This is a genomic window from bacterium (assembly GCA_022616075.1).
GTDB lineage: Bacteria > Acidobacteriota > HRBIN11 > JAKEFK01 > JAKEFK01 > JAKEFK01.
On sequence record JAKEFK010000211.1, the window covers coordinates 1 to 11,977 of the forward strand.

Below are 11,977 nucleotides of genomic sequence, written 5' to 3' on the forward strand. Positions count from 1 at the left end.
ATCGCAAGCTATTTCGCTGTGCAGGCCGGAATGGGTGGATGTTGCCCGCGGGGTGGAGAAAGAGCCCGGAATCAAAGATGAAAAGAAACTTCGCGAATTCATGAAGGCGGTGAAGGGATCATGAACTTGCCCGATAGCAGAGGATATTTTGGAAAATATGGCGGGCGTTTCGTTCCAGAAACGCTTATGGAGGCGCTTCTGCAGCTGGAAGAGGATTACGAAGGCGTCGCTGCTTCTCTGGAATTCCAGAAAAAGTTATCGAGTGAACTGAAAGAATTTGCGGGCCGTCCGACGCCGCTTTACTTCGCAAAATGCCTCACCGAAAAATACCGGATCGGTCCGATCTACATAAAGCGGGAAGATCTTTGCCACACCGGCGCGCACAAAATCAATAATTGCATCGGGCAGGCTCTCTTTGCATCGCACCTGGGCAAAAAGAGAATTGTGGCAGAAACAGGAGCCGGCCAACACGGTGTTGCAACCGCAGCTGTTTGCGCACGGTTGGGCCTGGATTGCGTGGTTTACATGGGAACAAAAGATGTGGAAAGACAACAGCTGAACGTACGCCGGATGAAATATTTTGGCGCGGAAGTTCGTCCGGTGAATCAAGGTTCTCAAACATTAAAGGATGCAATCAATGAAGCATTGCGGGATTGGATTTCCAATGTCGACGACACCCATTACCTGATCGGATCGGTGGTTGGCCCTCATCCTTATCCCATGATGGTTCGTAATTTCCAAAAGATCATTGGAGAAGAAACTCTTGAGCAGCTGGAACAACATCGCGAAAAGGCTTCTGTTGCGATTGCGTGTGTGGGAGGCGGCTCCAACGCAATCGGAATGTTCTTTGCATTTCTGAAGACGGACACCAGATTGATCGGAGTCGAAGCGGGCGGAAAAAGCGATGCCTCCGGACACCATTCGGCCACTTTAAAACGGGGCAAGCCCGGAGTTTTGCATGGCGCCTACACGTATGTGTTGCAGCACGCGCAGGGTCAGATTGAAGATACGGAATCTGTTGCTCCGGGATTGGATTACGCCGCCGTGGGTCCGGAACACAGCCACCTGAAAGAGACAGGACGCGTGGAATACACAACGGTGTCGGATCAGGATGCTCTAAAAGCTTTCCATACACTGGCAGATTGCGAAGGAATTCTGCCGGCCCTGGAATCCTGTCACGCGGTCGCTTATCTCGAAAAGCTGGAAAAACAAGATGGCGCGATCGTAGTCAACCTTTCCGGTAGAGGCGATAAGGATCTCAGCATCGTCGCGGAGAATAGTAGCGTAGGCGTCCCGCCTGCGAGATTGACGCAGACGGGACGTCCGCGCTACTCCTCAGCGGAGGAGGGTTCATGAAATTCTTCCCTTATCTTTTAGCGGATTATCCGGACCGGTTGCGCTTCGCAGAGATTCTAGATCTGACCGTTCAATACGCGGACACTATTGAGATCGGAATTCCATTCACGGATCCCGTGGCGGATGGACCGGTGATTGCGACCGCTTCGTCGAAAGTGCTGGCGACGGGATTCTCACTGGATTCTTTGTTTCAATTACTGCATGATGAAAAATCCAGCGTTCCGCTTGCTCTAATGTCCTATGCCAATCCGATCCTGGCTTATGGCCGGGCAGATTTCCTGCAAGCGTGCACCGATTGCGGCGCGAAATATTTGATTGTTCCGGATGTTCCTTTTGAAGAATCGGAAGAATGGCGTGGTGTTACTAAAGAACACGGATTGGCCTGGATCTCCTTCGTTTCTCTTTTGACCGGCGAGGAGCGCTTGCGGCGAATCACTCAAACCGCCGAAGGATTTCTGTATCTGCTCTCTTTAAAAGGAATCACCGGCGCATCCATTCACAGTCCGGAACAGGTTCGAGACAAGGCGCTCAAAATTAGAAAACAAACGAACGTGCCTGTTGCTCTGGGATTCGGAATTAAAAACGTGAAAGATATCGATCCTTACCGGGAAGCTATCGATGCAGTCATTGTGGGCTCGAAAATTATCGAACTTATTGACTCTAATGATGTAGAAGAACTTCGTCAATTCTACGAAAGCTTCAGGAGCGCGTGATGATCAGAGGTGTACGAGGAGCAATTCAAGTCACGGAAAACGAAAGAGAATACATCATCGGTGCGGCGGAAGAACTGATGAACGCCTTGATCGATTCCAATCGGATTCGAAAGGAAGATGTAAGCGCTGTCTTCTTTACCGTTACGCCTGAATTGAATGCGGCGTTTCCTGCCGGCGTTCGGGCAAAACTCGGATGGGACCTGGTTCCCTTCCTGTGTGGTCTTGAGATTCCCGTTTCCGGAGCGCTGGAAAGAATCCTAAGAGTTCTCATTTTGTTTGAAACAGATCGCGAGCAGGAGGAAATCCGTCATCAGTACTTGGGTGGTGCTGCTTCCCTGCGTCCGGATTTGAAGCGTTGGTAGCGCGGACGTCTCGTCTGCGTAGATCGCAGGCGAGGACGCCCGAGCTACTTTCAGGAGGTTTTTATGATTGTGGTAATGAACCATGCGGCAACGTTAAAACAGATCGGTGATGTCATTCAGAGACTGGATGAATGGAGCGTTCCGTATCATGTTTCGCGGGGTGAAGAGCGGACCGTCATCGGGCTGCTGGGATCAACCTCACATATTTCCAGAGAACTGTTGCTGGATCTTTCCGGTGTTGAAGAAGTGATCCGGATCACAAAGCCTTTTAAGATGGCTTCCCGTGATTTTCATGCGGAGGATACCGTTCTTCGAATCAATGGCTCCGATGTTGGCGCGCGCGGATCTTTTCTCATCATCGCCGGACCCTGCTCTGTTGAATCCCGCGATCATGTTTTGGAAGTGGCGGAATTTGTGAAGATTCAGGGAGCGCACATGCTGCGCGGCGGCGCCTACAAACCACGAACTTCCCCCTATAGCTTTCAAGGACTGGGTGAAGAAGGATTGAAATACTTGGCCGAAGCTCGCGAAAAAACAGGATTGCCTGTGGTGACGGAAGTGATGTCTGCATCCGAAATGAGCATGGTTTGTGAATATGCCGATGTTGTGCAAATCGGCGCGCGAAACATGCAGAATTTTTCGTTGCTGAAGGCTGCGGGGGAAGCGCGGAAACCGGTTCTTCTCAAGCGCGGTCTTTCTTCGACCATCGAAGAATTTTTGCTTGCCAGTGAATACATCCTTTCAGGCGGAAATCTTCAAGTGATGTTGTGCGAAAGAGGCATCCGCACTTTTGAAACCTACACAAGAAATACGCTGGATATCTCCGCAGTTCCCGTGATCAAGGAACTTTCGCACTTGCCGATCATTGTGGATCCAAGCCATGCAGCAGGAAAAAGGAGTCTGGTGCCGGCGCTCGCGAAAGCGGCCCTCGCAGTGGGAGCCGATGGGATCATGGTGGAAGTGCACGGACAGCCGGAAAAAGCCAAAAGCGACGGCCCGCAGAGCCTCGATTTTGAAGGCTTTGCCGACCTCATGCGTGAGTTAAAAGCGATTGCTGCCGCCGTAGGAAGGGATCGTCTCTGGAAAACGCGATGAAGAAAATTGCAATCGTGGGACTCGGACAAATCGGCGGTTCCATCGTTCTAACACTCCGGAGAAAACGCGCGCGCTATTCCATTAGTGGCATCGATTCTTCAGCAAAACGGCTCCGTTTGATGAAGTCTCATCTGAATCATGCCGGCAAAAATTGGGAAGCTGCTTGCGATGCAGATCTTGTCATCGTTTGCCTGCACTATCAGGGCACCGTGGATTTTTTGAATCAGGCAAGTCCGGAACAACTTCTGATGGACGTATGCAGCGGAAAGGAGAAGCTGGTGCGGCTTGCTGACCGCCGCAAACTGCGATTCGTTGGCGGTCATCCTATGGCGGGAAACGAGTTTGAAGGAGAAAAAGGTTGGCGCGCCGGTCTGTTCGAAAATGCTCCGTTCTTTTTGTGCCCGGCCAAAAACACCTCTCGAAATGATTTAAGAATTGTTCAAGAGCTTGTGCGCGATCTCAAGGCGCGTCCAGTAACTGTGGATCCGAAGAGACATGATCAATCCGTTTCCGTGACCAGTCATTTTCCCGCGTTCCTCGCAGGGTTGTTGATAAAGATGGGTACCAAGGTGCCTGATGAATTCCGCGGACCCGGTTTTCATTCAATGACCCGGCTTGCAAACACTTCCCCGCAACTCCTGAACACTTTCCTGGAATCGAATCACGAAAATATTCTACACAGCGCAAAGCAAATGAAAAAATTGTTGCAAGGTTGGATAAAAAAAGCATCTTAACAAAGTAGCCCGGACGTCTCGTCCGCGATTCGCCGGCCAGAGGCCCGCGCTACTTTGTTTAAAAACCTAATTTTATGGAGAGCTGAGGATTGTTCATGGACGAGTCCACTTCGGCTTCATACTGGCGGCTGTGTTCCATGCACTTTGTGCAGAGATGGATTTCATTCAACGTGTTCGCGGTTAGATTCTGAATCTTCAGAAGAAACCCGGCCTTCCCTGGAATGTCTACGCCACAGAATGAGCAGGGCGCATCGCACGGTTTAAGATATCTGCCGAAATTTACTTTTAAGATGGGTGCTTCTTCCATAATTACTCCACATGGATTTCCAGATTTTGTTGCGCCTTCGCGCGATGCTGATCATATACTGTCACCTGAATTACTGCTATTCCGGTGATATTGGGAGAGTTGTAGACGGCGGTCCTCCCCTGGCCCGTTACGCTTCCCGGTCCTTGCGCCACGCGGTATTCATAATCCAACGCCCCGGCTTCCGGGTCATCAGCTTCTACTCTAATAGTAGTTGTTGTATTTCGTATGATCGGATTAGGATCCGCGGTTATTGATAGGATCGTGGGAGGATTGTTGTACAGAAAGGCATTCTGCAACGTGTCCGACTCCCCTTCTTCCGTTGTAACCGAGATATCCACCGGACCGCTATCACCGTTCGGAACGACGGCTGCAAGCACGCGTGGATTCACGAAAGTTGTTTCACCGTAAGAGCCGCCAAAAAGCACGGAGCAACCCGGATCGAAATTATCCCCGGTCACGGTAACCTGATAACCACCCTCCGGACTCCCCATTCGGGGCTGAACCGAGATCACACGTGGCGCGCCTGCGTATCGAAACGCGTCTTCAAGCTCGAACCGTGTCCCATCAGGATTCATTACTTCTACAGTAATAGAACCTCTGGGGTGCGCGGGAGCGGTTGCTGAGAGTTCCTGGGCATTGATGAATCTTGACGGAAGGGGCTTGCGGTCCCACAGGACCTTCGCGCCCTGCTGAAAATTTCTGCCCCGTATGCTGATCGTTGCGCCGGTCACAGGTCCGTTGTCAGGATCGACTCGAGCAATCACTGGATTTTCAGACGCATACGTAAACGCTTTGCGAAGGCCGGCGCGGTTCTTGCCGTTGCTGACTTCCACATCCACCGGCCCGGAGCTGTGGGGCGGCGCTATTGCGATCAGAACATCGCTGGATTGCAGATTCCGCATCGCTGAAATTCCGCCGAATTTTACAGTTGTTGATTCGGTAAAATTCTCGCCGGCAATCGTTACCACTGTTCCTCCCGAAGGAGATCCGGACTCCGGTTCAATCGACTGAATGACAGGCGCCGCTTGACCGCCGCCCGACTTGGCACCCGTGACGCCCATTTTGGGGTTGAGGTTCACGATCGAAGCTTCCACCTGCTCCTTGTCTCCGGCAAACTGAATTTGCAAAGTGCCTGCACTCATTTGAAGCAGATCGTTATATCGGCGGCCCAGCCGTTCCAGGGCCTCACGAATTCGCAGAAAACCATTCTCTCCGGATGGAATTTCCAGATCCACTGGATAGCGATAGATGTCATCCTGAAATACTAAACGGATTTCGACAGTCACCGCTTTGTCCGATTCATTTTTCACCTGCAAAATAGGATCGTTTTGCCCTTCCAGTGTCCAGGAAAAATTACGGCGGATTGTATCCTGAGCAAAAAGGACTGAGCTCAGGATCAGAAAAAAACTAGCGAGCTTGACTGATCCGATATCCATTCCTCTTGACCTTTTGCAATACTTCAATCATATCCGCGTGAATCAAACCATTGCTGGCCGCCAGTTCACGTTGATAAATCGAATACGGCGCTCCTTTAAAATCAGTAATCACGCCACCGGCCTCGCGCAAGATCAGACTCCCTGCGGCCGTGTCCCATGGATTCAAGAACACCTCGAAAAATCCATCGAAGCGAGACATCGCCAGATAACAGAGATCCAGGGCCGCGGAGCCCAATCGTCTCACACCCTGCGCGCGTTGAATCAGCGCGTTGAAATAAGGCAATGAGTTTTCCGGATGCTCATGGATATCGTAAGGGAAACCGGTAACCAGAAGAGACTGTTCCAATTTATTTGCGCCTGACACTTGAATCCTTTTTCGATTCAGAGTTGCTCCTTTGCCTTTGACTGCAAAGAAGAGCTCCTCTTGAATCGGATCATACACTCCTCCGGCAACAACCTGTCCTTCCAGTTCCACGCCGATGGAAATGGAAAACAACGACAACCCGTGAGCAAAATTGGTTGTTCCATCCAGCGGGTCAATGATCCACTTTCGCGAAGAATTGCGATTCTCTACCGGAGACTCCTCAGCAAGAATGCTGTCATGCGGATAGCTTTTCCGGATCTGCGCCTTGACAAAGTTTTCCACATCGCGATCCACATTGGTCACCAGATTTGTAACCGCTCCCGCTTTGTAGTGAATGCTCTTCACACGGCCGTACTGTTTTTGCAAACGGTTTCCGGCTCGCAAAAGCAAGTCACGCAAAAATGCTTGCAGTTTCATGCCGCTATTGTACTGTAGTTTACAGCTTGTAGTGGCAGAGCATTTGCCATTGTTTTTGAAGGAACTTGTTTTCTCACAATACCTGTTCCAGCACGAACATTACTTCTTGCTCGCAAATGCTCTGCATCCTGTGATAGCAGAGCATTGTCTTTTATCAACAAGTATTAAATGATGTATAAGGTTTTGCAGCCAACAAGCTTTTGCCAGATATATGGACAATGCTCTGCCACTACCAGCCGGCCGAAAAGACATTTTCGCATTGCTCTTGATTGGCCTTCTCTCCTTTCTCGCTTACTACAATTCCTTTCATGGCGAGTTTCAGTTCGATGATGACCGTTTGATCCGGTTCAACTTTGCTCTGAGAGATATCTCCCTATGGAGAAACGTGCTTCGATTCGAGCCGTTTCGTCCGTTGACTCTGTTGACTTATGCCATTAATTTCCAGATCAGCCAGAAAGATCCATTTTCGTATCACGTTTTCAGCTTTTTACTTCATCTCATTTCAACCGGACTCTTCTACTGGTTCCTGCGCCGCTTCAGTCCGAGCCTCCTGCTCTGTTTTTTCTCCGCCGCACTATTTGCGGTTCATCCGCTCAACACAGAATCTGTTTCTTACATTGCAAGCCGCCCTGTTTTGCTTTGCTCCGTGTTTTATCTGGCTGCGTTGCTGTGTTTCGATGCCTATTTGAGGAACGGAGGGTGGTTTAGAGTCGCTGGATTTGTTTTGTTTCTTCTGCTCGGTTTGTTTTCGAAAGAAGAAGCCGCGGTGATTCCGGCCGCCGCGCTCTTGTATAACTACGCGCTCTTCGGAAAGGAGTCCGTAAGAAAACACGCAATTCTTCATGGCCTTACGCTCTTGTTGATCGCGTGCGGTGTGATCTTTCGCGTTTATTTTGAATGGGTAGTCTCGCACGGTAGCCCTCATCCTGTTCCCGTTTACATCGCAACAGAAATGTACGTGTGGCTGCGATACCTCTACCTCGCGATTTTTCCGATCCCGTTGAACGTGGACCACTATGTTGAGCCGCTGAACCTGATTCACTGGAAGTTTCTTCTTTCATTGCTGGCTGTTTTGTTTCTCTTGTTCGTGTTCTGGAAGGCAAAAAAAAATCACCGGTGGCTTTTCTTCTGGGGGATCTGGTTCTTCCTGAACCTGGCTTCCACGTCCTTTGTACCCCTCAATGATTTCATGGCTGAACACCGAACCTACCTCAGCATGCTTGGATTTTGCGCGTGCGTGGCCTATTTGATTCACGTTGGAACGCCCAGTAACCGTCTGGTTCCTCTTGCCCTCTGTTGCCTGTTGCTGTTCTACGTTGCAGCCACATGGAAAAGAAATCTGGTGTGGGAAAAGAGGATCAGCCTATGGGCAGACGCCGTTCAGAAATCGCCACAAAAGTACCGGCCCCACCTGAATCTTGCCTTCGTTCTATTTCAACTTCGACAGTACGATGCCGCTCTACAGGAATATTTGACGGCCCGATCCATGAATCCTTACATACCTCTGGTGCACACCGGACTCGGATTCACATTGTTGGAATTAGGACGGATGGATGCCGCTGAAAATAGTTTTCGCAACGCGCAAAGAATTGATCCGGATTTCATAGATGCAAAGACAGGATTGGGTATGATCCGGTATCGCAAAGGGAAGTATGAGGAGGCGCTCTCCTATTTTGTTCAGATTTATCCCAGCCGCCGCGAATCACATCAGCTTGTTGCAATGATGTGCTATTCCTACCTGAACCTCAGACGGCCCGGCGAAGCAACGAGAATTCTTCTAGAAGCCGAGAAGTGGGATAAACGATTTCTGCCGATTCGCAAATTAGTGCGGTCGGGCGATCAACGAGCGCTCGATGAATTGCGCAAAGTCGACAGATAAAACCGATTACTGCTGGACTTCTTCCCAGGCCGTGAGCTGAACGGAACGATTGCCCCAGGGATCGGCCGGATTATTGCAATCGTAATGAACCTGCACGCTGCCCGTCACAACGGATCCATCCTGCTGCACGTCAGCACATTCTGCTGCGTCTTCCGCTATGATCAAACCATCCACGGTTACATTACCGACGTAATTGATTTCTTCATGAGCCATGATCAGACCTTCATAGCCCGCGGCATTCCCGGGCACCGCCAAGCAATCAGATCCTGGACTCATGTCGGGACACTGATCCTGATTCCCATGCCCACCGCCAACCGTGCCGCTCATTTCAATATCTCGTCCCGCAACATACAAGACCTGAAAATCTGGGCTGGCGGGACCATAGATCGGGTTGCCTGAAAAGTCGATACTCCCGAAAACGATGGAGGTAGTTCGCCAACGATCCTCAATGGTTGTTAAATCAGCTGTAGCCTGAGCCGGAGTAGTATTTACGTACTTGATTTCGCTGCCACCATTGAGGTCCAGATTGCCGTAATAAAAAATGACCGAACCCCAAAGTGGAGAATAGATCTCCTGGCCGCCTTTCTTGGTAATAGTGTTCCTGCCTTCTTCCAATGCGTCTTGATAGATGAAATCGCGATTGCCATCTGTTGTAGGATTGTTTGGTTCTGGTAATGCACCACTATTTCCGACTGTTCCGGGCAAGATCGGATCGGTTGCAGCGAGTGTCGGCGTACAATAGTCTTCTGTTCCTACAGAACAATCCGTTAGAACGGCAGGTGGATCAAGATCCGTATCTCCGTTAAATGGATCCGTGTTATCTTTGATGCGGTCCCAGTTGGTCCTAGCATAATCGTTCCAATCTACTGTCGTCAAAGTTTCGTCGGCATCGCAGGCAGGATTGCGCAGATCATAGTTGCCTGGGTTTCCATTTTCGGGTTTCATATCGTAAAACTCATTTGTTCCAGCGTCATCTACGCCAACCCCCACCCAGTTAGGTCGACCGCCAGCCCCCCAGTAAGGATCACCAGCGGCCGGAGCGGGATCAGCATCGAGAACATAGCCTCGCACAGTCCCGGAAACGACCCGACCGCAATTATCGAGTTCCAAATCAAGGCCAGTACTATCATCACTGCTGTCAACCAACCTCCACACCCAATGATTATTTGTCGTATCCCAGTAGGCTTTGTACACATCCATAAAACTCGAGCCGCTGACTTTCCTTAGCACAAGGGCGAAGTACTTCGAAGCGCCTGGATCCAACGCTAGATAGTTTGCATCGTTCACATCCGGCCCTGGACATTCCAGATAATCTTGATAAGTATTCTCATCTGCTACGTTGAATGTATCGGGAGTTGGCACGTACCGATTGTCATACGGGTTAATAACGGGGATAAAGACCTCTCCCTGTGTCATCACGCCGCCGCGAACATCTGTACCTCCTATCACAACCTCAGCACTCATTGTTCCTGAAGCTTGTTGGCAGACTGATAACGCATCACCAGGATCATCACCAACGATCAGGTTCTCATTTGCATGAACTCCACCACAAGCTCCACAAACCTCCAAGTCGCCGGCGATTGTGAGATCACCGTCCGTGCGGATTGCAGTGCGTCCCGCCGGTTCAAATCTTCCAAAAAGGCGGCGGCGAGCAGTACCGCGCTGATTGATGTTAGAGGCCTGCATAACACCTCCACTATTGACATAGATCGGATAGTCTGCAATTACACCGACCTGCATGCGAAAATCGGTATCTATCTCGGGATCAGCGTCTGAATCGTAGTTGTCATCCAGTCTTACGAAGATATGACCACGTGGTCCATCCCAATTGCCATCGTTGTCCGTGTCTTCGCCAATTCGAAAGACCTCGTAACTGACACCATCGACCGTTCCAATACCGGCTAATGTTTGCTCATTACCAGTCGTGAAGTCAGTTATACCTTTTGTCGTGTCAAGCGTTCGAAACGTGGCCGTAATTCCAATAGAAGCATAAACACCGAGGTTGGGATAATGATCATCGGCGTTATTCGAGACTTTGTCGACCCCAGCCAGAAGCTCGGTCAAGCTCGCAGGAGCCGGAGAAGCCGCAGCAAAATGTTTCACCAGGCGGTTGACGGCGTCTAATCCCGTTTCTGCATAACCCAGTGCGCGCGTCGCATCCTGTTCGTTGACAGAAACCAGTTGATCCGTTGAGCTCATCATTAGAAGAGACAATCCGAGCAACACGAGAGCCAGCACAATTACCAAACTTACGATAAGAGCAACCCCCTGCTCCATTTTAGTGAGTCTCTTGAAAACTCGCTTACTCAAATTCGCAATTTGTCGCATGACATGTCTCCTTCTAATTCGTTAGTATTTGGCGCTCCGGACAAGAATATCAGACGTTAAAGTGATCTCCTGATATTTTCCCGGCCCCTGGCTCGATCTGGACTTTGAAGTGATCGTTGACGTCACTCGATGAATTCCCTGCAGGAATCCGCCGGTTACGGGAAATGTGCCGCCATTTACTGGTGTCCCATCTGTCTGGAAATAGGCAAGTTGAAAAACGCAGATGTTGCTTGCCAGCGTTTCAAACGTGGCGGCTGTGTCATCACGATCAGTGGTCGGATCGTTGCCAAAGACCACGGCTCTTTCGATGGAACAGAACGGAAAGTCGCGTCCGCCAAAATCCGTTCCGTCGGGGTCCGGAGGCGCAGTACACAAAATACCGTCGCCATTCACATCATCGCAAACTCCATCTGCGTCGGAGTCATTGGTCAGCCGGTAAAACACGGTCTCCGGCGAATAAACCGTTGAGGAAGCAGCTGGAAAAGAGATGGCAGCAGCCGGGCTGAAATTAATCGTGCTTCCGGCAAACGAATTGCACTGAACAGACTGCCATTTCCTGGCGTCCGAGTCATAGAAAACAAGCGGCCAGGCGGCCTCGGGACACACAAGTGCGGCATCTTCCACCGTAACGCTGTTAGCTGCCGCATCTGCCGTAAACAGAGTGGTACGGCTGTCTATGTCAGCGTGGAAAAAAATTTCACTTTTATCCGCCGTAAAAATCATCGGCGTCCAAAATTTTGTGTCGGTGCTTACCGAGAGCGGCACTCCTCCGCCTGCCATCCGCAGATCCCGTTCCAGATTCTCCGATACGATCCGAACATTTTGCAGGTTGGCAGCTTGATTCTCCGTACCCACGTACAACCAGCGTCCCTGATCAAAGAGTTCATAAACGGCTAACAACACCAGCAAAAGAACGACAGTGGCCACGAGCACTTCTATGAGTGTGAATCCTCGATTGGAATACTTCAAATTTGTTTTCCGCATTG

General features: G+C 50.4%; 11 protein-coding genes. 6 read left to right on the top strand and 5 right to left on the bottom strand.

From position 1 onward, the window contains the following. Nucleotides 1–120 precede the first annotated feature (120 nt). From trpB to L0156_16950, 5 genes are all read left to right on the top strand, one after another. Entirely contained in the window at nucleotides 121–1,356 is a 1,236-nt protein-coding gene (gene trpB, locus L0156_16930) for a tryptophan synthase subunit beta (GenBank protein MCI0604673.1), read from the top strand. After that, the gene (trpA, locus tag L0156_16935) at nucleotides 1,353–2,069 is read left to right on the top strand and encodes a tryptophan synthase subunit alpha (GenBank protein ID MCI0604674.1); all 717 of its coding nucleotides are present in this window, start codon (nucleotides 1,353–1,355) and stop codon (nucleotides 2,067–2,069) included. The genes trpB and trpA overlap by 4 nt, the downstream gene beginning before the upstream one ends. After that, nucleotides 2,069–2,431 carry a chorismate mutase gene (gene aroH, locus L0156_16940; GenBank protein MCI0604675.1) on the top strand — a complete coding sequence of 121 codons (363 nt, stop codon included), beginning with the start codon at nucleotides 2,069–2,071 and terminating at the stop codon, nucleotides 2,429–2,431. The genes trpA and aroH overlap by 1 nt, the downstream gene beginning before the upstream one ends. Nucleotides 2,432–2,494: 63 nt before the next feature. Then, on the top strand, nucleotides 2,495–3,526 hold the full coding sequence (gene aroF, locus L0156_16945) for a 3-deoxy-7-phosphoheptulonate synthase (protein MCI0604676.1): 1,032 nt from the start codon (nucleotides 2,495–2,497) through the stop codon (nucleotides 3,524–3,526). Further along, nucleotides 3,523–4,260 carry a prephenate dehydrogenase/arogenate dehydrogenase family protein gene (locus L0156_16950; GenBank protein ID MCI0604677.1) on the top strand — a complete coding sequence of 246 codons (738 nt, stop codon included), beginning with the start codon at nucleotides 3,523–3,525 and terminating at the stop codon, nucleotides 4,258–4,260. Before aroF ends, L0156_16950 begins: the two co-directional genes overlap by 4 nt. 58 nt (nucleotides 4,261–4,318) lie before the next feature. Here the strand turns inward: L0156_16950 and L0156_16955 are convergent, their stop codons facing one another. The 3 genes from L0156_16955 to L0156_16965 are packed head-to-tail and all read right to left on the bottom strand — an operon-like array spanning nucleotide 4,319 to nucleotide 6,784. Next, nucleotides 4,319–4,567 carry a hypothetical protein gene (locus L0156_16955; protein MCI0604678.1) on the bottom strand — a complete coding sequence of 83 codons (249 nt, stop codon included), beginning with the start codon at nucleotides 4,565–4,567 and terminating at the stop codon, nucleotides 4,319–4,321. A gap of 2 nt (nucleotides 4,568–4,569) precedes the next feature. Next, entirely contained in the window at nucleotides 4,570–6,003 is a 1,434-nt protein-coding gene (locus L0156_16960) for an IPT/TIG domain-containing protein (GenBank protein MCI0604679.1), read from the bottom strand. Continuing rightward, a complete protein-coding gene (locus L0156_16965; GenBank protein MCI0604680.1) occupies nucleotides 5,975–6,784 on the bottom strand; it encodes an inositol monophosphatase in 810 nt (269 codons plus the stop codon). The genes L0156_16960 and L0156_16965 overlap by 29 nt, the downstream gene beginning before the upstream one ends. A 211-nt stretch (nucleotides 6,785–6,995) precedes the next feature. On the opposite strand from L0156_16965, the gene L0156_16970 reads away from it, so the two are divergent. Beyond that, complete coding sequence (locus L0156_16970) at nucleotides 6,996–8,663, top strand: tetratricopeptide repeat protein (protein ID MCI0604681.1); 1,668 nt, start codon at nucleotides 6,996–6,998, stop codon at nucleotides 8,661–8,663. A 6-nt stretch (nucleotides 8,664–8,669) separates the two neighbouring features. Here L0156_16970 and L0156_16975 read toward each other — a convergent pair whose 3' ends face one another. Both L0156_16975 and L0156_16980 read right to left on the bottom strand, forming a co-directional pair. Next, nucleotides 8,670–10,991 (bottom strand): PilX N-terminal domain-containing pilus assembly protein, encoded by a 2,322-nt coding sequence (locus L0156_16975; GenBank protein ID MCI0604682.1) that lies wholly within the window; start codon nucleotides 10,989–10,991, stop codon nucleotides 8,670–8,672. Between the two features lie 21 nt (nucleotides 10,992–11,012). After that, the gene (locus tag L0156_16980) at nucleotides 11,013–11,975 is read right to left on the bottom strand and encodes a prepilin-type N-terminal cleavage/methylation domain-containing protein (GenBank protein ID MCI0604683.1); all 963 of its coding nucleotides are present in this window, start codon (nucleotides 11,973–11,975) and stop codon (nucleotides 11,013–11,015) included. Nucleotides 11,976–11,977: the final 2 nt, after the last annotated feature.

Excerpts from the sequence above, each read along its gene's own strand:
- L0156_16950 (MCI0604677.1), top strand. The coding sequence starts at position 3,523 with ATGAAGAAAATTGCAATCGTGGGACTCGGACAAATCGGCGGTTCCATC.
- aroH (MCI0604675.1), top strand. The coding sequence starts at position 2,069 with ATGATCAGAGGTGTACGAGGAGCAATTCAAGTCACGGAAAACGAAAGA.
- L0156_16965 (MCI0604680.1), bottom strand. The coding sequence starts at position 6,784 with ATGAAACTGCAAGCATTTTTGCGTGACTTGCTTTTGCGAGCCGGAAAC.
- trpA (MCI0604674.1), top strand. The coding sequence starts at position 1,353 with ATGAAATTCTTCCCTTATCTTTTAGCGGATTATCCGGACCGGTTGCGC.
- L0156_16970 (MCI0604681.1), top strand. The coding sequence starts at position 6,996 with ATGGACAATGCTCTGCCACTACCAGCCGGCCGAAAAGACATTTTCGCA.
- L0156_16980 (MCI0604683.1), bottom strand. The coding sequence starts at position 11,975 with ATGCGGAAAACAAATTTGAAGTATTCCAATCGAGGATTCACACTCATA.
- aroF (MCI0604676.1), top strand. The coding sequence starts at position 2,495 with ATGATTGTGGTAATGAACCATGCGGCAACGTTAAAACAGATCGGTGAT.
- L0156_16955 (MCI0604678.1), bottom strand. The coding sequence starts at position 4,567 with ATGGAAGAAGCACCCATCTTAAAAGTAAATTTCGGCAGATATCTTAAA.
- trpB (MCI0604673.1), top strand. The coding sequence starts at position 121 with ATGAACTTGCCCGATAGCAGAGGATATTTTGGAAAATATGGCGGGCGT.
- L0156_16960 (MCI0604679.1), bottom strand. The coding sequence starts at position 6,003 with ATGGATATCGGATCAGTCAAGCTCGCTAGTTTTTTTCTGATCCTGAGC.
- L0156_16975 (MCI0604682.1), bottom strand. The coding sequence starts at position 10,991 with ATGCGACAAATTGCGAATTTGAGTAAGCGAGTTTTCAAGAGACTCACT.